Raw genomic sequence first — 25,440 nt, forward strand, 5'->3', positions numbered from 1 at the left:
TGGGGGAAGAAGATGGGATAATGCGCATACAGCATGAGTAGGGGAGGGGCTTCTTTCATGAAGCGGAGCGTATTTCTTTTTTGGCTTTATTCGAACTTAACCATACTTTGTATCCCCATTGTCATCACGATGTTGGTACTGTTTCAATCGCAGCATTTGTTGAACTCAGAGGTCATCCGCTCCAATAAAGCGCTGTTGAACCAGGTGAAGCAATCTCTGGATAATCAATTTAAGGATATTAAACGGATGGGTCTGCAGCTCTCTCTGGACCCGAAAGTGATTAAATATGTGAATCAAACGGAATTCAACAGCTCGCAAGTGAAAATCGACACGCTCGACCTCATCACATCTCTTCGTTCCTATGCGGCATCCAACGGGGATATCAACGATTTGTATGTGTATATGAAAAAGCAGCATTTCGGTGTGACCACCTCGACGATGAATCAAGACGATCTTCTGTTCCAATTGCTTCACGAGCCTAATAAAGGGATTACCTTTAAAAAGTGGAGCGACAGCATGGAAAAGATCTACTTCGGTAATTTTCTGCAATTAGCCGAAGATGACATGGTGTATATGCAGTCTCTGCCTATTCAGAATGCGGATGAAGCACCGGCGACGCTTGTGGTCATGCTCAATGCGGAGCGTCTGAAATCAGCCATCTCCAACATTCAGCTAGCCCAGGCCGGCATTGTGCTGATTCTGGACTCCAGCAACAAGCCGATTATGATCGCTGGTGAGCCGGGACATGTTTCCGATCTTGATTTGGCGCAGATTTCGTCCTCAGCAGAAGGTTCGTTTAGCCAGCAATGGGACAAGGAAGAAGTAACGGTTTCTTACGTTTCCTCCGTCGAAAATGAGTGGAAATATGTCTCGATCGTGCCTACAAAAATATACGCGGCGAAAGTCAGCCAATTGCGCAGCTGGATTTATGCAGGCTTATTCCTGTGTATTTTCGTCGGCGGTCCGATGTCCATTTGGTTGACGCGAAGGCACTATATGCCGATTCGCCGCATGGTGGACTTGGTGTCTCCCAAGGTTAAATCGAACATGCAAGACAGCAAAGACGAGTTTCTGCTGCTGCAATCTTTCATGTCGGAAAATGCCGCCTTCCAGGATACGGCGAATACGACCATTCGGAAGCAGCAAGACGTGCTGCGCAGTCACTTTCTGGCGCGGCTCCTCAAAGGTAGAGTTGAGAGCGGCTCAGCCCTCGCGCAATCAATGGCCTCGTTTGACCTGCGGTTTGAGACGAACCGTTTCGCGGTCTTGCTTTTTCATATCGGCGATTACTCCGCTTTGTTCAATGACAACGGCTCACGGGATGCGGAATCCAAGCTGCAATATGTGTACTACATTGTGACAAACATTACGGAGGAACTGCTTGGCCGCAAGCATACGGTGTTTACGACCGAAGTGGACGGCATGATTGCCTTCCTCGTTAATATCCAACATGAGGATGAAGCTCAGGCGAAGCAGGATTTAATCGACGCTGCACAAGTGGCGCAGGAAGTTATTCAGGGGAAATTTTACATCCAGCTGACGATTGGCATCAGTGACATTCATCCGACGCTGACTGGAATTCCGCACGGGTTTGATGAGGCGCTAGAGGCGCTAGAGTACAAATTCGTCATTGGCCCGAGCCAAATCATTCCGTTTGACCGGATTAAACGGCCGAAGAATGAGCTGTATTATCCGCTCGATATGGAGCGTCAGCTCATCAATCATATCCGCACGGGGCAATACGAGGAGGCCATGGAGGCGGTCAGCGAGCTGATTGTCACGAATGTGTCAGACGGTACGCTGTCGCTGCAGCTAGGCAAACTTCTTATGTTCGAACTGATCGGTACGATTCTGAAAGCGATAGAGCATCTGGATCAGGGACCGAATGAGCTGGCCGTGGAGAAGCATGCGTTAATTAAACAATTGACCCAGTGTGAATCATTTGCGGAAATTGAAGATGAAATTTATAAATTTTTGAAAACCGTCTGCGATTATGTGGACTCCAAGAAGAAAAGCCATAATACGAATCTGAAGGATCATGTGCTGAGTTATATCGACGAGCATTTGGCAGATATGGATCTGAGTCTGACTTCGCTGTCGTTAAAATTCGAAGTGAATGCGCCCTACTTGTCACGCTTCATCAAAGAGCAGTCGGGTGAAACCTTCATTGATTACGTCAACAAGCAGCGCGTCCAATTGGCTAAGAAATTAATGATGGACACGGATGACACGATTACGGATATTACCCAGAAAGTCGGGTTCTCGAACAGCAATACTTTTATTCGCGTGTTCAAACGGTATGAGGGGATTACACCAGGGCAGTTTAGAAAAGGCGATCAGCTATGATCGTCTTGTTTCTATTGGATAAAATGAAGAAATTGGCAAATACTAACCGCATGGTAAACGGGCGGGAGGGAGAAGCATGGAATTGCCACAAGATTCATTCCAAATCTCTACAGAGATTAAGACGAATATGCGTAAGCTTTTCGATTGCTTCCATTCTTCCGACGATATTCGCACCAGGGAATTTCGCCTGCAGGGCGTTCAAGGTGCGATTCTTTATCTTAACGCTGCCACCAATCGGGACAAGCTGCAGTCGGATGTTTTGAGGCCTTTGCTCGAATCCAAAGAGGGGCTTCTGGAGGACATTCTTCCCATCCTTGATATCGAAATCGTCACCGATTTGGAAATGGCGGCTGCGGGAATGCTGCAGGGGAAATGCGCGATTCTGCTTGATCAGCGAGTGGACATCATTCTGGCTGATGTCAGCGCCAGTATTGAACGCAGCATCGCGGAATCGCAGAATGAACAAGTCATTCGCGGTTCCCATGAAGGCTTTGTCGATGACGCAGAAGTTAATGTGCAGTTGATTCACAGACGGCTCAAGAATCCGAATCTGATTGAGCGAGACTTCACCTTAGGTGCGCAAAGCCCGACGGTCGTTAAGCTGTTATATATGAGCGAGCTTGCAGATCTCCGTGTAGTTGACGAAGTGATTGCCAAACTTCTGATTAATGAAGATGAGTATATTAAATCACCAGGCCAGATTTTGAATCGTCTGGAGAACAGTTGGTGGTCACCTTTTCCGCAAATGTTGTACACCGAAAGACCCGACACCACCGTTTCCCATCTGATGGAGGGTAGAGTCATCCTGCTGGTAGATGGCAGTTCGTTTGCGGTCGTTCTTCCGGTAACGTTTTTTATGTTTTTTCAAATTGCAGACGATTTCAATGTCCGGTGGTGGAACGGGACTTTTTTTCGCTTTCTCCGGTTTATTAGCGTCATGATCGGTTTGGCCCTTCCTTCGGTTTATATTGCCATCGTCTCGAATCATTTCGAAGTGCTGCCGATTGATTTGCTTTTTTCCTTGAAGGCTTCTTTAGAAAATATTCCTTTCAATCCCCTCATTGAAGCACTGTTTATGATTACTGTGCTCGAACTGCTGCGAGAAGCGGCGATCCGGCTTCCGAAGTCTATTGCGTCTACCCTTTCCATTGTCGGCGGTTTGGTTATTGGCAGTGAAGTGGTCAACGCCGGATTAGTGTCCACAACGATGATCGTCGTTATTTCATTGACCGCTGTTGCTTCTTTCAGTCTGCCATCTCATGAAATGCGCCTCGCGGTTCGGTTGGTCAGCTTCCCGATCATGATTGCTTCTTTGCTGCTTGGCTTTGCCGGGATAGCCTTCAGCTTTTCACTGTTGTTCATGCATTTAAGTAAGCTTGAAACGTACGGGGTCCCTTACTTTTACCCATTTACGCCATTCCAACCGCGTAGAATCTTGACTACGCTCGTACAGCTCCCCAAGCGAATCTTTCGCAGGAAAGCTTCGGATAGGAGGGTGTCATGAGCAGAATGCAATTATTTGCTTTCATCCTGCAAACTCAGGTAGGCATCGGCGTGTTGTCTTTCCCTTATGTCTTGCATCAAGCTGCCGGTGAAGACGGCTGGATTTCCGTCATACTAGCAGGGGGATGCGTCAATGTGCTTCTAATCATTTATGCCGCTCTGTGCCGACGATTTCCAAAGAAAAACTTCTATGAGTTTATGCCGCTTATTCTAGGCAAATGGCTGGGGAATGTGGTCAACGCCTTTTACACCTTCCATTTTCTATTTCTTTCCTGTCTGATTTTGCTGATGGAAATGATGTTTGTCGAGCTCTGGATATTGCCGTTTACGAATCCATGGCTCGTTATTGCAGCCAACTTTGTCATATTGATCTATTTTGCTAAAGAACGATTGGCCATCATTGCGCGTTATCACACGATGGTTACCTTTCTGCTCATCTTAATGGTGGCGATGATGCTTACCAGCTTTTATACAATGGATTATCGCTATCTGCTGCCTATCGGACAGAAGGGCTGGACAGCCATCATGGCGGGAGTGAAAAGTTCCGTGATCACTTTCCTCGGTTTTGAGCTTTTCTTGGTGCTTTCCTCCGATGTGCAATCCAAAGAGAAGGGTATATTGGCCCCTGTACTGTGGGCGAACACGATGGCGACCTTGTTCTTTTTGGTTGTCGTTCTGCTGTGCTTCCTGAATTTCAGTCCCGAGTCGATTCCCTTCATCCCGCAGCCTGTTCCTTACTTTTTAAACGGGATTTCCTTGCCTTTTCTGGAACGGATGGATTTGATTTTCCTTTCCGTCTGGTTGGTCAAAGTGACCGCATCGCTCATTAGCTACATGTATGCCGCAGGCAAAGGGTTCGGATATTGGTTTCATAACAATGAACACAGAAAAGCCATATACTATTTAGTTCCCTTAGTCTGTCTGGTCGGTTTCGCGTGGCGTTCGGAAAAAAGGATTGCCCTCTTACAGAAGGTTACGGAATTCGAGAGCTTCATCGCGATCGGCCTACCCGTTCTACTCTTGTTGTTTGTTTGGCTAAAAGGCAAAAAAGGGGGACAGCAGCTGTGATTCGCTTAGCTCTATTCTGGCTGATCGTTGGTTTGTTGTTGTCAGGGTGCAGTTATCATTCCGATTTGAAAAATTTGCAGCTTATTTATGCAACCTCTCTGGATACGAACGAGAAAAATGAAATCGTCACCACCGTCACGATCCAATCTCCCGGAGGCAAGGAAAGAACCGTGCCCATTCATGAGGTATTGACGGCAACAGGTCCGACGCTGCAAGAATCCTTGTATAAAAAAATCGGCCTGCAAATTGCAGGGCCCATCGGCACTTCCAAAAATCAAGTTATGCTCATCTGCGATAAATTGGCGAAATCGGATATTCTGAATCTTCTGGACGCCACATTCCGCAACTCTAACGATCCTATGCTAGCCAAAGTGGCTATCGTCCACGGTGAAGCGGCGAACTTGATTCGCTTGAACCGTATCGGGTCCGCGACATCCGGAGAGTACTTGCGCAAAATCATTAAAAGCGCCCAGTATGAAACGGTCATTCCGTTTGTAACTGTACATTCCATTTACCCTCTTCTTCATGATCGGGGAAAAGATGGTGTCATTCCAATTCTAAGGAGAGAAAACGCCAAAGATGGCGAAACGGACAAAGATAAAGCTGTCATCGAAGGGGTAGGGCTTCTTAGTAAGAGAAAGTATACGGGATATCTGCTCACTCCTGAGCAATCTTCCTTGTTCCTTTTGATGAACGGCAAGAAAGCAGAGGTCTGTATCGTCACGAGAAAGGTGGAAGAAACGAAGGGCAAAAACGATGTGTCGCAGCACGTATCGCTGAACATCATCCAGTCGAGCCGCAGCAAAAAGGTTGCGGTTAGTTCATCCGGACAAGTTCAGGTTCAATTGCATCTGAAGTTGAAAGCGATCATCACCGAACATGCCAAAAACAATCGTATTGACAAGCAGCTTATTGAGCAGTTAAACAAACGATTTTCTGAGCTGCTCACACAAGAGGCGCAAGGGATCTGCAAGCAGCTCCAGAAGGCGCATTCCGATGCACTGGGCATCGGAAGGGATATGATCGCTTTCCATCCGAAGGAGTGGAAAGAGCTTGATTGGGATCACACATACCCCGAAGTGGATTTCAAAGTTTCGGTCAGTATGGATATTGTTTCTCATGGCATTATTAACTAGTTCGTCGAATGATGTCTCGGCTTGAATTCGCTCGGTGACTGGCCGGTCCAACGTCGGAATTGGCGGGAGAAGTGACTGGCCGAGTGGAAACCCAGCTTCTCCGCTATGTCCGTCATCGGCAGATGGGTCGTAACGAGCAGTTCTTTGGCCAGCTTCAGCTTCTGCTGACTGACATACTGGCGGGGGGAAAGGCCGTACACCTTAGAGAACAGCTTGCTGCATTGGCTGCGGCTTAGGTTCATCTCCTTGGCGATCCCCGCTACTGTCGCTTCTTCGCATAGACCGAGCGCGAGCTTCTCTTCAATCATGTGTGCGATATCGGCGGTGAAAAGCGAAGGATCTTTCTCGGCAGCGGTTCCTTGTCCGCGAGAGGAGCCGTGTTCACGAAAAAGCTGGAGCACAACGTGTATGATGAGCAGCGTATACGACTGTAGGAGCAGCTTATCCTCGAAACGCAAAGATGAGGGCTCGGCATCAGTGTGGTTGCGCTGCATTACACCCTCCAGTTCGCCGACGTAGAAGCGGAGCTTGCTTTGTTCCGCTTCTTTGTGCCGGATGAGCCGATAGGGTGCCTGGGAGAGCAGGCTGCGAATCTCGGGGTCATCGAGATCGAAATGTACATTAAAGAAACCGTAATCCGCCTGAGTGGTGTTGGAGGATTGATGCCTGACGCCGGACTTGATCAGCAGCCAGTCTCCTGCTTGCATCGTCACCCTATCACGGTTAATTTCATGCGCGACTTCACCTTCCACGCAGTACAGCAGCTCGAACAAATGGTGATGATGTCTGGGGTAATGCCACCCTGGAGGCTTCAAGCCAAAATGGCAGCCGGTCACCTGAAGCGTATTGATAATATTAGGGAATCGATACAAATCCTCCAACTGTTGTTCCATCCGCCATTCCTCCCATTAGTCCTCTTAGTTGTTCCATCATACCACGCCATTTGGCACATTTGGTATAGAAAATGATCCATTTGGCGATGGAGATTCACGATCCTTTCAGCGAAGATGAGAGTAGGTAAATTTATAAAAATATCCGACAGCACTCATCATCCGGAGGGATCATTGTGGCCATTTTACATGCCAGAGATAAACAATTTTTTTTAGATGGGGAACCCTTTCAAATTTTGTCCGGAGCCATCCATTATTTCCGTGTAGTCCCTGAGTATTGGGAAGATCGGCTGTTGAAGCTCAAAGCGTGCGGCTTTAATACCGTAGAGACGTATGTACCCTGGAATTTGCATGAGCCGCAGGAAAATGCCTATAACTTTGAAGGCATTGCGGACCTTGAGCGATTCATCACACTCGCAGGCGAGCTAGGACTTCACGTGATCGTTCGGCCAAGTCCGTACATCTGTGCGGAGTGGGAATTCGGCGGGTTGCCGGCTTGGCTGCTGCAATACACGTATATGAAGCTTCGCTGCATGGATGCTACATATTTGATGAAAGTAGATCGTTATTATGATGAATTAATTCCTAGGTTAACCCGGTTACAAAGCACCAATGGCGGACCGATCATTGCGATGCAAATCGAAAATGAGTATGGCAGCTACGGCAACGACACGGCATACCTTACGTATTTACGTGATGGTCTGATGAAGCGCGGCGTTGATGTTTTGTTATTTACATCGGATGGTCCGGAAGACGGGATGCTTCAAGGAGGGACGGTTCCCGGCACGCTTGCGACCGTTAACTTCGGCTCCAGACCAGAGGAAGCGTTCGAGAAGTTTCGTGAATACCGTGCGGATGAGCCGCTCATGTGCATGGAGTATTGGAACGGTTGGTTCGATCACTGGCTGAAGCCGCACCACACGCGAGATGCGGGTGAGGTCGCGGATGTCTTTGATCGCATGCTGCGCGCAGGGGCCTCTGTGAATTTCTACATGTTCCATGGCGGAACGAACTTTGGCTTCTACAACGGAGCGAACTTTGGGGAGAAGTACGAGGCGACGATTACCAGCTATGACTACGATTCACCTCTTTCAGAGTGCGGAGATGAAACGGAGAAATTTCGTGCCGTCCGCAGCGTGATTGCTCGCTATCTCGAGATGGATGAAAAAGAGTTCCCTGCATTCCCGGCGCCTATTCCGAAGAAAAGCTACGGCCGCGTAGCCTTAACAGAGAAAGCAGATCTGTTGGGGCAGCTAGCCCAGCTTTCCACACCTGTTAAACGTACGTGCCCGGAGCCGATGGAGATGTTGGGCCAAAGCTATGGCTTCATCGTTTATTCAACACAGGTATCCGGTCCGCGGACCGGAGAAAAGCTGCACCTACAAGAGGTGCACGATCGCGCACAAGTTTTCCTGGACGGTGTCTACCAAGACACAATTGAGCGTTGGGACCCGCGTCCTCTCTCGCTGGACATTCCTGCCGAAGGCGCGAGGCTGGACATCGTGGTTGAGAACATGGGCCGCGTTAATTACGGACCGAAACTGAAGGACTACAAAGGGATTACAGAAGGCGTACGCTTCAACAATCAATTCTTGTTTGATTGGACGATTTATCCACTGCCACTGGACAAAGTAGATGCAATTCCATTTGTGAGTTCAGAGAAAAACGTAAAGCAGGATGACGCGCGGGATCAGGAGCGCCCGACTTTCTATCGTGGGGAATTTCACGTTGAAGAGGCTGGAGACACCTTCGTCCGTTTGGACGGATGGTCCAAAGGCGTTGTGTGGATCAACGGTTTTAATCTTGGACGTTACTGGGAAAAAGGTCCACAGCGTACGTTATATGTACCGGCGCCGTTACTGCGGAAGGGCAGCAATGAAATCATCGTCTTCGAGCTGCATCGTACAGAAGAACCGATAGTTGCACTGACGGATTCACCTGATTTAGGGTAAAGCGGGGAGCGTGAGAACGATGGTATCAAAAAAGGATATCAAACGTGTCATTATTCTAGGTATTGATGGTGCAGGAACATTCATCCGTGAAGCACAGACCCCTTATCTGGATATTTTGCTAGCTGGAGGCGTGCAAACACACCTGGCTCGCACCGTCTATCCTTCCAACAGCGGGGAGTGCTGGGGATCGCTTTTGCATGGTGTAGTGCCGAATCGGCATGAATCTCATGTACATATTCAAAAGAATCGAAGCTTTCCGGTGGATTCTATGGCGCCCTCTATTTTCCGGATATTGCGAAAAGCAAGACCTGACAGTACAATGGCCGCATTCGTTTCATGGAAACCCATTATTACCGGCGTAATTGAAGACATTGATGGCATGAATAAATATGCCGCTCCGGATGAAGAACTGGTTCCCGCCATCGGGGCGTACCTGCGTTCAAATCCGGGGGTAGAGCTCATGTTCGTTCAACTGGATGATGTGGATGCTGCTGGCCATCGCCATGGGTACGGGGAAGGTTCCACGGAATACCTGAAGGCCATTACGCGTGCTGACAAGCAGATCGGCGAGATCAGCAAAGCGCTGCTGGAGGCGGGGATGCTGGAAGACAGCTTGCTGATCATCACAACCGACCACGGTGGCGGTGGTTTGGATGCTTTCAATCATGGGAGTGACGCGCCGCGGGATATAACCATTTTCTGGGGATGCCGGGGTCCTGGTGTTAATCCCGAGGCCAATTTGCTGGGCTTGTCGATTATGGACACGGCGGCGGTCGCGATTCATGCGCTTGGCCTGCCGATTCCGAGAGATTGGGATGCCAAACTGCCGGCGGGATTGCTGAATTAGGGTTGGAATTGGGGACAGTTCGATGGGGAGCATCGGACTGTCTTTTTGCGCTTGTTGCTGTGCCGCCTATTTTACAAGCGTCATCTCCTTTTCTTGAATATTGTGCTCAAGAGAGGAGTGAGGGCGTTGATCCAAGTTACGATTGCCGCTGTCGGAGATTTATTGATGAAAAGTGAAATTATTGCTGCGGCCAAAAGGCCGGAAGGGCATGTGTTTGACCCTATTTTCGAAGAAGTTGCTCCCATTTTGAAAGCGCATGATTTGGCATTAGGCAATTTGGAGACGACCTTCTCCGGCAAAAGACTGCTGGGCTCTCCCGGCGTCCGCCCCAAATGCAACTGTCCCAGAGAACGGAGAAATCCAAGAACAGGGCTTCCTGTTTTCAATTGTCCGGATGAGCTGGCAGGTTCGCTGAAAAAGGTGGGGTTCCATGTTCTGACGACAGCCAACAACCATTGCATGGACGGCGGGCGCAGCGGGGTGAAACGAACGTTGCAGGTGCTGGATGCGCACAAGCTTCAGCATACGGGAACTGCGCGTTCTGCGAAAGAAGCGAAAGGGCCGCTGATCGTGGATGTGAAAGGCGTGCGTATCGGCATAGTAGCCTATACCGAGAAAACCAATGCCATACCGGTACCGCAGAGGTGGCTTGTTAATCGGTTCAATGCGAATCAGATGAAGGCGGATATTCGGGCAATGAAGAATAAAGCAGACTTTATCATAGCTTGTCTTCATTTCGGCAAAGAGTATAGGAACTACCCGGACAGTGGTCAGAAAAAGTGGATGGACTTCCTGTTCAGGCAAGGTGTGAACGTCGTCTTAGGGGCACATCCGCATGTGCTTCATCCGGTCACTCAGGCCGTGATGAAAGATAAATACGGCGTAGAACGAACGCGCGTCGCTGCTTCTTCTTTAGGGAATTTCGTATCTTCGAAATTGACGAAGGGGACGAACACGGTTCGGGGCATGATTCTGTCGCTCACCCTGACGAAGCATGACAATGGTCGAACAGACATCAGCGGCGTTGAACACATCCCTACCCTTGTGGAGCGGAGAAAAGGGGAGACGACTGCGTACACCGTCGTTCCGGAGAGGTGACGCTTGATGCGCCTCGTGTCTGCGTTAACGTCGTAAAACAAGCTTAAACCAGCGGGGAGGGGGCAAAAATCCCCAGCGCCGAGTCATTAACGTTATTTTCATCGCTAACGTATGCTGAATGCGTCTTGTGTCTGCGTTAACGTCGTAAAACAAGCTTAAACCAGCGGGGGTATGGCAAAATACCCCCGGGCTGAGTCATTAACGTTGTTTTTCGTCGCTAACGTATGCTGAATGCGTCTCGTGTCTGCGTTAACGTCGTAAAACAAGCTTAAACCAGCGGGGGTATGGCAAAATACCCCCGGGTCGAGTCATTAACGTTGTTTTTCGTCGCTAACGTTTGCTGAAAGCGTCTCGTGTCTGCGTTAACGTCGTAAAACAAGCTTAACGCAGCGGGGATGGGCAAAAAGTCCCCGCGCCAAGTCTGTAACGTTGCTTTTCCTTTCTAACGTATGCTGAATGCGTCTCGTGTCTGCGTTAACGTCGTAAAACAAGCTTAACCAGCGGGGATGGGGTAAAAAGCCCACGCGCCAAGTCCGTAACGTTGTTTTTCGTCGCTAACGTTTGCTGAAAGCGTCTCGTGTCTGCGTTAACGTCGTAAAACAAGCTTAAACCAGCGGGGATGGGGTAAAAAGCCCCCGCGCCAAGTCGGTAACGTTGTTTTTCGTCGCTAACGTTTGCTGAAAGCGTCTCGTGTCTGCGTTAACGTCGTAAAACAAGCTTAACGCAGCGGGGATGGTCAAAAAGTCCCCGCGCCAAGTCCGTAACGTTGTTTTTCGTCGCTAACGTTTGCTGAAAGCGTCTCGTGTCTGCGTTAACGTCGTAAAACAAGCTTAAACCAGCGGGGATGGGGTAAAAAGCCCCCGCGCCGAGTCAGTAACGCTGTTTTTCATAGCTAACGTATGCCGAGTGCGCCCCTTCACCCCTCTTACATTGCACTTTGTGCAACACAAGAGGTGCTCCGTTCCTTTAATCTCGCAGTTCATTGTACAAAGTACAACGAACTTACCCCAACTGGCTGAATTAATCGACATTTCAGCCCATAACATTGTACTTTGTACAATATAGAGGGGCGCCGGAGTCAAATTCAGCCCATATTGTTGTACTTTGTACAACATAGATAGACCGTCAGGCTGAATGCCTAACGGTCTTTTCTGCCTTTTGCTATAGCTCCCCAGCATAAGGGAACTAAAAGACGATATTTGTTCCAAATCGACTGTTTTTAGCATTTGAGCGGAACTACAGGGTCTTGTCCGCCGCCCCGTCGAATCGCCCGCCCGCGGTTGTCTCGCTCGCCACCCAAGCGGAGCCCCTCGCCCAGTGCCCGCTGCTGTCTCGTTCACCGCCTAGGCGAATTCCTCGCCTTCCGTGTCTCATTCGCCCTCACCCCAAACCCCATGGTTTCACCCGCAGGTGAGACGGTTAAGCATACTATAGGCCAGCACCCCGCCTTAACAAAAATTTCAAATCTTTTTTCTACCTCATGTCGGATTGTATAAGATTCCATAGTTTGACATTAAGATTTAAAGACATCAAGTGTAAGTTAACATGACAAATAGTTTACATGGTTAAGCTTTTAAGTGAAGGGGGGGTTCCATTGATCTCATTCCAGCAAGTAGAGAAGCATTACGGCGATTTTCATGTGCTCAAAGGAATTGATCTTCAGGTCCAGCAGGGGGAAGTTGTCGTTGTCGTCGGTCCGTCAGGTTCAGGCAAAAGTACGCTGCTCAGATGCATCAATCGACTGGAGACGATCACCAGCGGAGAACTAACCGTGAACGAGCGTAAAGTCAGCGACAGAAAGACGGATATCAACAAGCTGCGCCGTGATATTGGGATGGTTTTCCAACATTTTAATCTGTATCCGCATAAAAAAGTCATCGATAACATCACGCTTGCGCCAATGAAAGTACTTGGCCTGCCGAAGAAGGAAGCGGAAGAAACGGCGATGTACTACCTTGAGAAGGTAGGCATTCAGGACAAAGCCGGAAGCTATCCCTCGCAATTATCAGGCGGTCAGCAGCAGCGGGTAGCGATAGCCAGAGGGCTGGCGATGAAGCCGAAAATTATGCTCTTCGACGAACCAACATCGGCGCTGGACCCAGAGATGGTGGGTGAGGTGCTGGACGTCATGAAGGCGCTGGCTCATGAGGGAATGACGATGGTTGTGGTCACGCACGAGATGGGCTTTGCCCGGGAAGTGGCGGATCGGGTTGTTTTTATGGATAAAGGGCAAATCGTCGAAGAATCGCCTCCGGAGGAATTTTTCGTCAATCCGAAAGAAGAGCGGGCACGACTGTTTCTAAACCGCGTTCTGAATCACTAATATTCGTTCTGCATCACTAATCCCGCGATCTGAACCATTAAAAATAAGGAGATGAACTTATATGATAGCTAGAAAGTGGAATTTTATCGTCTTATTAACAGCCGTATTCGCATTGGCAGGGTGTGCTTCAACATCCACAACAGGAGGGGCATCCAGTACGCCAGCAGGTTCACCAGCAGCAAGTGCGAGCGCACCAAGCACAGCCAAGCCGGCAGGCGGGGCATCGGTTCTCGACGAAATCAAGAGCAGAGGCAAGCTGGTCGTTGGCGTCAAATACGATACGAAGCTGTTCGGCTTGAAAAATCCGACAGGCGGCGAAGTCGAAGGCTTCGACGTGGACATCGCCAAAGCGCTGGCCAAGGAAATTCTCGGCGATGAGAAGAAAATCGAGCTGAAAGAAGTAACGTCCAAAACGCGCATCCCGATGCTCGACAACAAGGAGATCGACATGATTGTTGCCACGATGACGATCACGGACGAGCGCAAGAAGCAGGTTGAATTCTCCGATGTTTATTTTAAAGCGGGACAGTCCCTGCTAGTGAAGAAAGGCAGCCCAATCAAATCGGTTGCCGATATTAAAAAGGGCACCAAAGTACTGGCGGTAAAAGGCGCTACGTCCGTTGGAAACATTAAAGCCAAAGCACCGGAGGCAACGGTACTGGAGTTCGATAACTACCAAGATGCCTTCAGCGCCCTAAAAGCGGGGCAAGGGGACACGCTGACCACGGATAATGCGATCCTCTACGGCATGGTGGCACAGGATCCGAACTTTGCCGTTGTCGGTGAACCATTCACGGATGAGCCTTACGGCATCGCGATGAAGAAAGGCGAAACAGCGCTTCAAACCGTGGTTAACGACAGCCTGAAGAAGCTGCAATCAAACGGCGAATACGACAAGCTTTATAAGAAGTGGATCGGCGAGGCGCCATCCAAATAACCAAGATCAGATGGGTGGCCGCAAGCTGCCCATCTTCTGTCTATGAGGGGGGCACAAGCCGATGCCGGATTTCTCAATTTTCACCGACCACATTGATATCTTTATGAAGGGCTTTGTTAACACCATCTGGGCTAGTCTCATTGCCTTAATCGGCAGCTTTATTCTGGGGACGTTAATCGCCATATGCCGGATCTCTTCGGTAAAACCCCTGCAGTGGGTAGGTACGGCTTACGTGGAGTTCATTCGGAACATTCCGCTATTGCTCGTCGTTTTTGTCTTCTTTTATGGTTTGCCTTCCCTTGGCGTTACCTTGAGCGGCTTCGTATGCGGAACATTGGGGCTGACGGTGTACACGGCAGCTTTCATCGCTGAGGCGATCCGCGCCGGCATCATGTCAGTTCCGCTTGGCCAATCGGAAGCCGCAAGGTCCTCCGGGCTGACCTATGGGCAAGCGATGTGGCATGTCGTCCTTCCGCAAGCGATCAAAATTGTTATACCGCCACTGAGCAACCAGTTTATTAACTTGGTTAAGAATTCGTCGGTACTAGGGGTGTTTGCGGGACTTGATCTTATGTATTTTGGGGATATGATAGCAAGCGAGACGTACGCCACATTTGATACGTATATTTTCGTCGCTGTGCTTTATTTGCTCTTAACGCTGCCGCTGAGCTACGGCGCTTTGTATCTAGAACGTAAGCTGGCGAGGGGGTGAATGAATGGATATTTTGCATGCTTTCTCTGTGGATAACATGAGGTTTATTCTTGAAGGATTTTACATGACGCTAAAAGTTGCCCTGATTTCCATCATTCTCAGCTTTCTTGTAGGCTGCGTCGTGGGAACGGTTCGTTATACGAAAATACCCATCGTTTCACCTATTTTAGGTGTAGCTGTAGAGTTGCTGCGTAACTTGCCTTTACTTTTGATCATTTTTTTCGCGCGGTTTGCCCTGCCGGATGTCGGTATTAAGCTGGGCCCGATGAATGCGACGATTGTGGCGCTAACGCTTTTTGAAGGGGCGATGATTGCAGAAATTGTGCGAAGCGGGCTCATTTCCATCGAAAAAGGGCAGATCGAAGCCGCCCGTTCTTCTGGGTTAAGCTATGTCCAAACCCTTTGGCATATCGTGATTCCACAGGGGCTTCGCCGTATGGTTCCTCCGCTGGTCAGCCAGTTTATCTCCTTGCTCAAAGATACATCTCTTGCCATTGTTATTTCCTTGCCTGAACTGATGCATCATGCGAAAATAGTAATTGGACAAAGTTATAGCTATACCTTACCAATTCTGTTTGTCGTGGCTGTGCTTTATTTTGCAGTCAATTATGCATTATCGTTAGCGGCGCGAAGATTTGAAGCGAGAATGGTGTAGAGAATTTGAGCGGAAAGAGGAGTTATTGACATCATGTTACACTTGAGTTGGGAAATGTTATTGTTCGTCATCATTGGAGGGTTTCTGGCCGCCTATGTCGATTCGGTCGTGGGAGGCGGGGGATTGATCGCCTTGCCTGTTCTTCTGGCAACAGGATTGCCACCGGCCATCGCGCTGGGAACGAATAAACTGGCTGGCACGATGTCGTCCCTGACGAGTACCATTTCCTTCATGCGTTCAGGCAATATCGATTTCAAAGCAGTAAAAGGCTTATTTCTTTTATCTTTAACAGGAGCCGTTTGCGGAACGATGGTACTTAGGCAAATTCCTTCGGATTTTCTTAAGCCGTTGGTCGTCGTCATGTTGATCCTGATCACTATCTACACACTTTTTCGGAAAAATTGGGGAAACAACTCGACATTCCGCCAGTACTCGACCAGGACAGCCCTTCTAATGGGAGGCGCCGCTTTCGGCTTAGGCTTCTATGACGGCTTTTTTGGACCGGGCACGGGTTCCTTTCTTATATTCGTTTTTCTTATGTTAGGTTTTGATTTTGTGAAAGCGGCCGGGAACGCCAAAATGCTCAATTTTGGAAGCAATATAGCTAGCTTGGCTACGTTCATGGTGCTGGGGTCCATTAACTACGGAATCGGGATTCCGATGGGGATCGCGATGATTTGCGGCTCCTTATTAGGGTCGCGTATGGCCATTCGCAAAGGTTCAGCGTATGTGCGCCCTTTATTTCTTACCGTATGTATACTTCTAATTAGCAAGCAGATATGGGATTTAATCTAGGGGGTGATCGGCTGGGACGCTTGAAAAATGAAGGGCTACAAATGATTCTCATCGCCATTGTGACGGCCATTGCCGGCGAGTTCAAAATAACGCCCTTCAGCGGCGAAGTGTTTCGGATCGGTCTGGGGAGCAGCACCTTTCTTCTGTGCCTGCTCTTGCTCAAACATTTGCCTTATATCTATACAGGTATTATTACCGGCATTACCGTTTTACTGTTTCGTTCCATCGAGGCGGGGATCATGACACACGGAGCTGTATCGCTTGGCTGGAGCGTGCAGACCCATTTGCCTGCGATGCTGTACTATATGGCTTTTGCGGTGGGCATGAGCTTGATGAAAGAGAAAATGGGGAGATTCCATCCCCTCGTGCTTGGTCTATTCTTATCGCTCATTGATCTCATGTCCAATGAGATTGAGCTGCTGGCGCGCAGCGTCATTTTCGATACCCCCTACAAGTTTTCACAGCAATTAGTGTATATTTCCGTAACTGCCCTTGTAAGAAGCTACTTTGTAGTAGGCATCTACAGCAGCGTGACCATTCATCAGATGAGGGTCCTCCACAGTGAGCAGCAGAAGCGGATGGAGCAAATGCTGAATACGAACAGCGGACTATATGGCGAGGTTTTCTACCTGCGTAAGTCCATGGAAACGATTGAGCAGTTGACGGCCAAAAGCCACAATTTATATGAAAGAGTGAATGGCTCGGGGCTAAAGAGTTATGCCCGCACGATTTTGGAAATCACGCAACAAATCCATGAGGTAAAAAAGGACTCGCAGCGCATCCTTGCCGGCTTATTAAAGCTGTTTGACCGGGAATTCGCCTCGAATATGAGGCTGGCGGAAATCATCGAGTTCGCGATAAAATCCAATCTGGGGTACAGCGCAATGATCGGCAAACGGATTCAATTCACCACTGATCTGCGCATCAATTATGATTCGGATCACTATCTTCCTCTGCTGACGGTTATGAATAATTTGTTGTCCAACAGTGTGGAGGCGATCGAAGATCAGGGTACGATTCACGTAAGTGCATACGGGCGTGGTGCTGAAACGATTTTGATGGTCTCGGATACGGGAACGGGGATTGCTGATCTGGAGAAAGAGATGATTTTCGAGCCTGGCTTCACGACGAAATTCAATCAGGAAGGCTTTGCTGCAACCGGCATCGGGCTTTCTCACGTACGGGATATTGTTCATTCCTTAGGCGGAGATATTCATTTGCGTTCTGATGAGCTTGGCTCTCAGACAACTTTTGTGATCACCTTATTGACCGATACGTTGAAAAAAGGAGCGTAGAGATCATGCTGTCTTTCGGAATTGTGGACGATGATGCGGTAAGCAGGCTGATGCTGCACAAGATTATTGAAAAAGGCGGATTAGGTGAAGTCGTAGGAACGGCAGGCAGCGGGAGCGAAGGGGAAAGAGTGCTGCTCGAAACGACTCCGGACGTCGTTGTCATCGATCTGCTGATGCCGGATCAGGATGGCATTGAGACCATTATTCGGCTCAAGGAGCAAGGTTTTCAGGGCAAGTACGTCATGATTTCGCAGATAGAAAATAAAGAGATGATCGGCAAGGCTTACCAGGCCGGCGTCGAATACTATATCCAAAAGCCGATTAACAAAATCGAAGTGGAAGCGGTGCTTTCCAAGGTTAACGAACAATGGAAGATCAGTCGTTCCTTGAAGGAGATTCAGGACTCTTTGACGAAGCTGAGCCTCTTGAACCTCAGTCCGGAGAGCCCTCGTAAAAAGCGCAGTGTACGCGAAATCGTCCAGCCCATTCTCATGGACATGGGGATTGTCGGGGAGAGCGGAAGCAGGGACGTGACGGACATTATTGAGCATCTGACGAAGCATCATAGAGGTGACGGAATACCGCCACTGAAGGAGCTGTATGAGACGGCGGCACGTTGCCACAAACTGCAAGAAGCTGATGTGGAAAAGGAAGGGAAAGCCGTCGAGCAGCGAATTCGCCGCGCCGTTATGGCTGCTCTGGCCCATATAGCTAGCATAGGTTTGACGGATTACAGCAATCCGAAATTTGAACATTATGCGCCGCTCTATTTTGAGTTTCAGGATGTCCGTTTGAAGATGAAAGAAATCGATGAGAATTTGAAGTCGGAGAAAAGTAAAATTAACATCAAAAAGTTTCTCCAGGTCCTTTATTTGGAAGTCACGGACAAGATGCGAAGCGAGCATTAGGCCCGGAAGGTGGGCGTTTCGCGGTTGCGAATTGACCGACGGTTATGATATGATTTTGTACATAGTGAAGAAAAGGAGGTGAAGGTAGGATGAATCGAGAGTTTGTGAACAACCGTGTGAGCCAGTTACCTATCGCGATGGCTGGCATCGTTCATGCATCTGCATACAACGGGAGAAGTCTGTCCAAATTTGCTCATACGGCATCACAACTCACGAGAAGACACCTACCTTAACCTCAATCGGATGATCCGCTGAAGGTCGTAGGAATATTCCTGCGGCCTTTTTTGCTGCGTTCAGGATGTTCAGGATAGGGTCTTCCATAACCAAGGAGGATCCTTCACGATGTTAATTATAAATGGTCAAAATATAAAGAAATACCATGGCGCTCAGTTGGTGCTGGCGGACGTGACGTTTGAGGTTCACGAAGGCGAACGAATCGGATTGGTCGGACGAAACGGGAGCGGTAAATCGACGCTGCTGCGTCTCATTTCCAAAATGGAAAAGCCGGACGAAGGGCTGTTAACGGTGCGCAAAGATACACGAATCGGCTACTTAGCCCAGATTCCGACGGAGTGGGAGAACGGCACCGTGTACGATGTGCTCGCGGCTAGCTTTGCGGAGCTGTTGGAGTGCCGGGCTGCGATGACGGAGCTGGAACAGCGCATGTCAGAGCCTGCTGCGGACGGTCAGCTTGATCAGCTGCTGGGGCGGTATGCGCAGCTGCAGGAGCGTTTTGAGCGGGAAGGCGGATACGAGCTGGACGCCAGAATCGACCAGGTGGCAAGCGGACTCCGCATTGCCCGCGAGGTATACGAGCGAAGCTTCGCCTCGCTGTCCGGTGGGGAGAAGACGAAGATTGCACTCGCATCCCAACTGATCGGCAAGCCGGATGTACTGCTGCTCGATGAGCCGACGAATCATCTCGATTTATTTGGCGTTGAATGGCTGGAAGAGTACTTGACCCATTATGAAGGCGCGTGCTTCATCGTGTCTCATGATCGCTACTTTTTGGATCGGGTCGTCACCAAAATTGTGGAGTTGGAGGACGGGGAGTCTTCGACGTATCTGACATCTTATACGGGCTACATGAAAGAGAAAGAAGTCCGATTGCTGCAGCAATTCGCGGATTATCAGGAACAGCAGAAGGTCATCAAGAAAATGAAAGAGACGATCAAGCAGCTCATGGAGTGGGGGCGTATCGGAGGGAACGATAAGTTTTTCCGCAGAGCGGCATCGATGCAGAAGGCATTGGACCGCATGGAGAAGCTGAAGCGCCCCGTACTTGATCCGAAGGCCGCTGAATTCGGGCTGAAGGTGGATGATCGCTCCGGCAAGCGAGTTATTGTGTTTGATGACGTAAGCAAGCAGTACGGGGATAAAGTGCTGCTGCGGAAGGCAAGCGGCTTGCTCGAGTATGGCGAGAAAGTGATGCTTCTGGGGCATAACGGTTCAGGGAAAACGACACTGTTGAAAATGCTTTTGGGCGAAGTGCAGCCGGATGGCGGCGACCTGCAAATCGGCGCGCGCGTGGACATCGGTTACTTGGCGCAGCAGGAGTATCCTGAGGACCAGAAGAAGACGGTGCTGGCATACTTTTGCGAGGAAGCGAAGCTGGAAGAAGGGGAAGCTAGAAGCCGACTCGCCGCTTATCTGTTCTATGGCGCAGATGTTTTCAAGCCGGTTTGCTCCCTCTCAGGCGGAGAGTGGACGCGGCTGCGGCTGGCGCTGCTCGTGCTGCGCAAGCCGAATCTGCTCATTTTGGATGAGCCGACGAATCATATGGACATAACCTCAAGGGAGGCGCTGGAGGAAGCGCTTGAGGAGTTTCCGGGCACAGTGCTTGCGGTGACGCACGACCGTTACTTCATAAACCGGCTGTCCCAGAAAATCTGGGAGCTGGATCAAGGGCGCATCACCGTTTATTTGGGCAGCTTTGATGACTACAAAGCGAAAAGCGCACAGCTGCGCGCGGCGCAGGCGCGCAAGGCGGATGCCGCTCCGGTGACGAAGTCCGCCGGAGCAGGGTCCAAGGCAGCGGCGGCCAAGGCGGAGCCGCACGTGGCATCTGCTCCGCGTGGGAAGTCACGCAGCACGGCTGCGTTCGCGCGCGAGCGGCTGGAGCGGGACATCGCGGAAGCGGAGGCACGGCTCGGCGGGCTCGACCAGGCGCTGGAGAATCCGGCGCCTGAGGAGCTGAGCCGCCTCTGGGCAGAGCGCGAAGCGGCCCAGGGGGATCTGGATCGGCTGTATGCGGAGTGGATACAGCTTGAAGAATAGGAGGAGGGGAGCCTGCGGGCTCCTCTTTTTTTGGTGGCGGCGGAGAGACGGAACTACGATACGCTATTTTGATGTAAAGCGCCCCCTAGCCCTGTTAAAGGGAACCAGGGGGCGCTATTTCGCTTGTTTGGGTCGATTTGCAGGTGACTGCTCGCGGATAGGGCCATGTAGTTCCGCTAGGTCAGGGATATCGGCTGATTTAACCGAAATAGGTGATCACTGTTCCGCTAAAGCAAGCTCAAAGTCGCAGCATGGACCTGCAGCCCCACCCCTAAACCTGCACCCAACGCACAGGGATTTCCATGCGATGCGGCGTATACTGGCCGCTGCACTGCTCAAGCAGCAAGCTTACGGCAGAAAGCGCCATTTGCTCCTCATCCTGCAGCACGTGCGAGATTCCCGGGATTTCCGGATCATCGAAGGACACAAGCTCGGTATTAGGATTCAGTCCTTCTTCCTCATGGAGGGCATGATGCGCAAGCCTCGCCATCTCGGCTGTCAGAGCAAAGACAGCTGTAAGGTTGGGATGTTGATGCAGAAATTTAGTGACATAAGCTGAGGTGTCGCCTGTTCTCAGGATGTCGATGGGCACGTGGCACCATAAGTTTTTATCAATGGGAATGTTGCTGTCAATATAAGCCTTTTCGAAGCCGTGGGTGCGGTCCTCAATGCTCGTATTCGTATTATCCGGGGAGATGAGAGCAATTTGTCGATGCCCCACCTTGAGCAGACGGTCTACGGTTTCATAGGCGCCACCCCAATTATCGGATGTAATCCGGTACGTATCGATATTACGCAAGTAGCGGTCGATGAAGACAAAAGGGTACTTGTCTAAAGACAAACGCAGCAGTGATTCGTTATAGCTCTCATCTTCCGTAGGGAAAACAATGATGCCGCGAACGCCCTGCGTGTTCGTAAGCTGTTGGACGGCACGGGACTCTTCGTGAGAAGATTCCCGAGTGATATGCAGGACAAGCTGATAACCAGCTTCCTTAACATAAAACTCGACATAATCAACTAGTCGTTGAATGACCTTTGTTTTCATCGTAGGGATAATCAGACCAATGTAATTGTAATCGTGTGCAGTTGGCGAGATAGGGACAGACCGCGTCGCCGCCGTTTCCATGGTCACGGATACCGGATTTGTCGATACGAAGGTTCCCTTCCCTTGAATGCGCGTGACGAGCCCCTCGTCCACGAGGGCGGCCAGGGCATTTTTCACTGTAATTTTACTGACCCTAAATTCATCCATGAATTCCTGCTCGGAAGGTACGCGATCTTTGGGACGGAGCTCTCCTGAAATAATCTTGTCTTTGATGGATTGGTAAATTTGTCGATAGAGAGGAACTTTATTCATTCGAGCATCACCTGATTCTGTTTAATCTAGCTAGCCTCATTGTACTTAGTAAATCAATAAAAGGGAATATGTTTAATATAATAAATATGATTTTATACTGAATTGGTTATATAAATATGGGATTTTATGTACTATAATTCGATATGTAAAGCGCTTACACGTTGTTAATTCCAATCTAGGGGGAATCATTGTTATGAAAAGGAAGCTTCAAATAACTTCAGCTGTGGTGCTGGCATCGATGCTTTTACTATCTGCTTGCACATCAAGCCCGAGCTCCACGCAAAGTGATAGCGCAACCAAGCCAGGCGAGCCAGTCAAGCTGAGCTTCTGGACGTTTAATGAACTGCATCAGAAATTTTTTGAAAGCATGGCCGAGTCATGGAATAAAAATCATCCTGATCAGTCAATCAAACTAGAAGCGACGACGTTCCCTTATGATGATAACCACAATAAACTGCTTGTTGCGCTGCAATCCGGTACAGGTGCTCCTGATATGGCTGACATTGAAATCAGCAAGATTGGGAATTTCCTGAAAGGTGATGTGCAACTTACCCCTCTAAACGATATTGTTGAGCCGGAAAAAGCAAATCTGGTCATGTCTCGACTCGATAATTATGCCAAAGACGGCAAATATTACGGCATAGACTACCACGTTGGCGCTCAAGTCATCTACTATAACAAGGAAATTCTCGATAAAGCAGGCGTGAATGCGGACAACATTAAGACGTGGGACGATTATGAAAATGCAGGCAAACAGGTTCTCGCAAAGACCGGAAAGCCGATGACGACCGTCGAAACGCAGGATCAGTGGAGCTTTTGGCCACTCGTTGTTCAACATGGTTCAGATTTTCTGGATAAAAGCGGTAACGTGACATTGGGAGATCAGGCGAACACGGATGTGCTGTCTTACCTTCAAAAGCTGGTGAAGGAAAAAGTAGCTATTGTGGCTCCGGGCGGCTTTCACCATGCGGAAGAATACTATGGCTTTATGAATAAAGGCGGAGCGGCTTCGGTCTGGATGCCAATGTGGTATATGGGGCGCTTCACGGACTACATGCCTGACCTCAAAGGCAAAATTATCATTAAACCGATGCCGGTATTTAAGCAAGGCGAAATGCGTTCTTCCGGAATGGGCGGCACGGGTACGGTCATTACGAAGCAGTCGAAGAATCAAGACATTGCGAAGAAATTCCTTTCCTATGCCAAGTTGTCCAAAGAGGGGAACATCCAGATCTGGTCGCAGCTCGGATTTGACCCGATTCGCTCGGATGTTTGGAACGATCCTGCGCTCAAAGCGGATAACAAATTCACCGCATATTTTGGCAAGAATCTGTGGGACGTTCTCATTTCTGTAAAAGGTGAAATTGCGCCTACGAATATTAAGGAGAAGACGCCGGCTGTATCTGATTACCTCAAGACGAAAGCGATTTTCCAAGCGCTGAATGATTTGAAGGATCCGAAACAAGTCCTGGACGATGCCGTGAAAAATATCAAGTAGTTCGAACGCCTCGCGTTCCGTTGCTGGCTTTGCCTGAGCTGAATGATACGGCTTAGATGAAGCCGGCAGCGCTTCTAGAGAGGAGTAGCGATAGTAGATATGAGTAAATTTCTGTATTCCTCCCGGGTAGCTCCCTACGTATTTGTTTTGCCTTTTGTATTGTCTTTCCTCATATTTTTCGCCTATCCGGTAGTGACGACGGTGGTCATGAGTTTCCAAGAGGTGCTTCCGGGTCAAACGCATTTCATTGGGCTGGCCAATTATAAAAATTTATGGAGCGAGTCTTTTTTTACGGCATTGAAAAATAGCAGCAGGTATACATTCTGGACCATTCTGGTGTTAATCCCGCTGCCTCTTGTGCTGGCTGTATTCCTGAACGCTAAGCTCACCAAAGCGAGCGCTTTTTTCCGTTCTGCTTTGTTTATTCCATCGCTCACTTCGGTAGTTGTGGCGGGGACGATATTCCGGCTTGTTTTCGGCAGTTTGGACGAAGCTGTGATGAACGGTTTCCGACATTTGCTAGGCTTGCCGAGCATTAACTGGCTTGCGGGCTCAACGTCCGGCATGCTTGTCATGGTCATCCTGGCGACTTGGCGTTTTACCGGCGTCAATATCATTTATTTCTTGTCAGCGCTGCAAAGCATTCCGCATGAACTATATGAGTCGGCGGAGATTGACGGCGCGAACAAGTGGGACCGCTTCTGGCGCATTACACTGCCTTTATTGAAGCCGGTTGCGATTTATGTCATTACGATTTCCATCTATGGCGGCTATTCCATGTTTACCGAGAGCTTCATTCTGTGGAATGGCAATCGCTCCCCCAATGACATTGGTTTGACGATGATTGGCCTGCTCTACAGGGAAGGTATCGAGCGGAATAATTTGGGATTCGGTTCAGCCATTGGCATTACTTTGTTAGCGATTACGATGGTATTGAATGTCATTCAGTTAAAATTTTTCGGATTATTTAAAAAGGAGGACTAGGACATGCAAATGGAACGAAACAAATTCCTTCAATCCTCCTTATTGTTCTTGCTGTTTGCCGTACTTGCGATTCTCGCTTTGTTCCCGTTCTACAGTCTGGCTTTGGCCTCGTTAAAACCATCGAAAGAGATGCTGCGTTATGGGCTTAATGTGAAGCTGCAACTGGAACTGTTATCTTTACATAACTATTCGTTTCTGTTTTCTGCCTCCGCCAAGAAGTACTTGATATGGTATAAGAACAGTATTGTGATCTCGGTTGTATATACCCTATGTTGTTTACTTTTATCCTCTATGGTGGGTTACGGGCTGGCGATGTACCGTTTTGTCGGGAGAAATCTCATTTTCCTCTTCGTGCTCTTGGTCATGATGGTGCCCGTTGAAATTATTATGCTCCCGCTTTATAAGCAGATGATCAGCTTCCGTTTAATTGATACGTATGCCGGGGTTATTCTGCCATTTGTCGTAGCACCGCTGCCAATCTTCTTCTTCCGGCAATATGCGGCTGGGCTGCCAAAGGATTTCCTCGATGCGGGAAGAATTGACGGCTGCTCGGAGTACGGAATCTTTTTCAAAATTATGATGCCTTTGATGGCTCCGGCCTTTGGGGCAATGGCTATTCTGCAGGCTCTTGCCAGCTGGAACAGCTTTGTTTGGCCGCTCATTGTGCTCAAAACGGGTGAGAAGCTGACACTGCCCATCGGTCTATCTAGCTTAGTCACGCCTTACGGCAACAACTACGATATTCTCATTGCCGGGTCCGTGCTGGCGATCGTACCGATCCTGATTGTTTTTATTTTCTTCCAGCGGTTTTTCGTGTCGGGGCTTACGGTTGGCGGCGTGAAAGGCTGATGAACTGACA

21 protein-coding genes are annotated in these 25,440 nt (G+C 49.3%); 19 read left to right on the top strand and 2 right to left on the bottom strand.

From position 1 onward, the window contains the following. Nucleotides 1–57: 57 nt before the first annotated feature. The 4 genes from ACUN27_RS03465 (at nt 58) to ACUN27_RS03480 (ending at nt 6,053) form a co-directional block, all read left to right on the top strand. The gene (locus ACUN27_RS03465; RefSeq protein ID WP_326059069.1) at nt 58–2,346 is read left to right on the top strand and encodes a helix-turn-helix domain-containing protein; all 2,289 of its coding nucleotides are present in this window, start codon (nt 58–60) and stop codon (nt 2,344–2,346) included. 76 nt (nt 2,347–2,422) lie between these two features. Continuing rightward, nucleotides 2,423–3,850, top strand: coding sequence for a spore germination protein (locus tag ACUN27_RS03470; protein ID WP_315952970.1), 1,428 nt, complete (start codon nt 2,423–2,425; stop codon nt 3,848–3,850). Continuing rightward, a complete protein-coding gene (locus tag ACUN27_RS03475) occupies nt 3,847–4,917 on the top strand; it encodes a GerAB/ArcD/ProY family transporter (protein WP_445558380.1) in 1,071 nt (356 codons plus the stop codon). Before ACUN27_RS03470 ends, ACUN27_RS03475 begins: the two co-directional genes overlap by 4 nt. Then, the gene (locus ACUN27_RS03480; RefSeq protein ID WP_445558381.1) at nt 4,914–6,053 is read left to right on the top strand and encodes a Ger(x)C family spore germination protein; all 1,140 of its coding nucleotides are present in this window, start codon (nt 4,914–4,916) and stop codon (nt 6,051–6,053) included. The genes ACUN27_RS03475 and ACUN27_RS03480 overlap by 4 nt, the downstream gene beginning before the upstream one ends. Here the strand turns inward: ACUN27_RS03480 and ACUN27_RS03485 are convergent. Continuing rightward, nucleotides 6,050–6,946 (bottom strand): AraC family transcriptional regulator, encoded by an 897-nt coding sequence (locus ACUN27_RS03485; protein WP_326059074.1) that lies wholly within the window; start codon nt 6,944–6,946, stop codon nt 6,050–6,052. The two genes, ACUN27_RS03480 and ACUN27_RS03485, sit on opposite strands and share 4 nt — an antisense overlap. 173 nt (nt 6,947–7,119) lie before the next feature. On the opposite strand from ACUN27_RS03485, the gene ACUN27_RS03490 reads away from it, so the two are divergent. From ACUN27_RS03490 to abc-f, 12 genes are all read left to right on the top strand, one after another. Continuing rightward, nucleotides 7,120–8,895, top strand: coding sequence for a beta-galactosidase (locus ACUN27_RS03490; protein ID WP_445558382.1), 1,776 nt, complete (start codon nt 7,120–7,122; stop codon nt 8,893–8,895). A gap of 19 nt (nt 8,896–8,914) precedes the next feature. Beyond that, nucleotides 8,915–9,742 (top strand): alkaline phosphatase family protein, encoded by an 828-nt coding sequence (locus tag ACUN27_RS03495; protein WP_315952974.1) that lies wholly within the window; start codon nt 8,915–8,917, stop codon nt 9,740–9,742. A 117-nt stretch (nt 9,743–9,859) separates the two neighbouring features. Further along, on the top strand, nt 9,860–10,840 hold the full coding sequence (locus ACUN27_RS03500; RefSeq protein ID WP_445560591.1) for a CapA family protein: 981 nt from the start codon (nt 9,860–9,862) through the stop codon (nt 10,838–10,840). Nucleotides 10,841–12,434: 1,594 nt separating this feature from the next. Further along, a complete protein-coding gene (locus tag ACUN27_RS03505) occupies nt 12,435–13,163 on the top strand; it encodes an amino acid ABC transporter ATP-binding protein (RefSeq protein WP_445558383.1) in 729 nt (242 codons plus the stop codon). Between the two features lie 61 nt (nt 13,164–13,224). Further along, nucleotides 13,225–14,100 carry a glutamate ABC transporter substrate-binding protein gene (locus tag ACUN27_RS03510; protein WP_445558384.1) on the top strand — a complete coding sequence of 292 codons (876 nt, stop codon included), beginning with the start codon at nt 13,225–13,227 and terminating at the stop codon, nt 14,098–14,100. Nucleotides 14,101–14,161: 61 nt separating this feature from the next. Beyond that, nucleotides 14,162–14,812, top strand: coding sequence for an amino acid ABC transporter permease (locus ACUN27_RS03515; protein WP_315952979.1), 651 nt, complete (start codon nt 14,162–14,164; stop codon nt 14,810–14,812). Nucleotides 14,813–14,816: 4 nt separating this feature from the next. Beyond that, complete coding sequence (locus tag ACUN27_RS03520) at nt 14,817–15,467, top strand: amino acid ABC transporter permease (RefSeq protein WP_445558385.1); 651 nt, start codon at nt 14,817–14,819, stop codon at nt 15,465–15,467. Nucleotides 15,468–15,500: 33 nt separating this feature from the next. After that, nucleotides 15,501–16,262: a TSUP family transporter gene (locus ACUN27_RS03525; protein WP_315952981.1), complete on the top strand. Its 762-nt coding sequence runs from the start codon at nt 15,501–15,503 to the stop codon at nt 16,260–16,262. Further along, on the top strand, nt 16,247–17,557 hold the full coding sequence (locus ACUN27_RS03530) for a sensor histidine kinase (RefSeq protein WP_315952982.1): 1,311 nt from the start codon (nt 16,247–16,249) through the stop codon (nt 17,555–17,557). Before ACUN27_RS03525 ends, ACUN27_RS03530 begins: the two co-directional genes overlap by 16 nt. Nucleotides 17,558–17,562: 5 nt before the next feature. Further along, on the top strand, nt 17,563–18,465 hold the full coding sequence (locus ACUN27_RS03535; protein WP_315952983.1) for a response regulator: 903 nt from the start codon (nt 17,563–17,565) through the stop codon (nt 18,463–18,465). An 89-nt stretch (nt 18,466–18,554) separates the two neighbouring features. Continuing rightward, nucleotides 18,555–18,698 carry a hypothetical protein gene (locus ACUN27_RS03540; RefSeq protein WP_315952984.1) on the top strand — a complete coding sequence of 48 codons (144 nt, stop codon included), beginning with the start codon at nt 18,555–18,557 and terminating at the stop codon, nt 18,696–18,698. 109 nt (nt 18,699–18,807) lie between these two features. After that, entirely contained in the window at nt 18,808–20,742 is a 1,935-nt protein-coding gene (gene abc-f / locus ACUN27_RS03545) for a ribosomal protection-like ABC-F family protein (protein WP_445558386.1), read from the top strand. Between the two features lie 271 nt (nt 20,743–21,013). On the opposite strand, the gene ACUN27_RS03550 is transcribed toward abc-f, so the two are convergent. Further along, complete coding sequence (locus ACUN27_RS03550) at nt 21,014–22,099, bottom strand: GntR family transcriptional regulator (RefSeq protein WP_315952986.1); 1,086 nt, start codon at nt 22,097–22,099, stop codon at nt 21,014–21,016. Nucleotides 22,100–22,292: 193 nt separating this feature from the next. Between ACUN27_RS03550 and ACUN27_RS03555 the strand changes: the two genes are divergently transcribed. From ACUN27_RS03555 to ACUN27_RS03565, 3 genes are all read left to right on the top strand, one after another. Then, on the top strand, nt 22,293–23,597 hold the full coding sequence (locus tag ACUN27_RS03555; RefSeq protein WP_326059090.1) for an ABC transporter substrate-binding protein: 1,305 nt from the start codon (nt 22,293–22,295) through the stop codon (nt 23,595–23,597). A 99-nt stretch (nt 23,598–23,696) separates the two neighbouring features. Beyond that, nucleotides 23,697–24,581: a carbohydrate ABC transporter permease gene (locus ACUN27_RS03560; RefSeq protein ID WP_326059091.1), complete on the top strand. Its 885-nt coding sequence runs from the start codon at nt 23,697–23,699 to the stop codon at nt 24,579–24,581. Between the two features lie 9 nt (nt 24,582–24,590). Continuing rightward, a complete protein-coding gene (locus ACUN27_RS03565) occupies nt 24,591–25,430 on the top strand; it encodes a carbohydrate ABC transporter permease (protein WP_418936882.1) in 840 nt (279 codons plus the stop codon). Nucleotides 25,431–25,440: the final 10 nt, after the last annotated feature.

It is taken from the genome of Paenibacillus sp. WC2504, assembly GCF_052682475.1.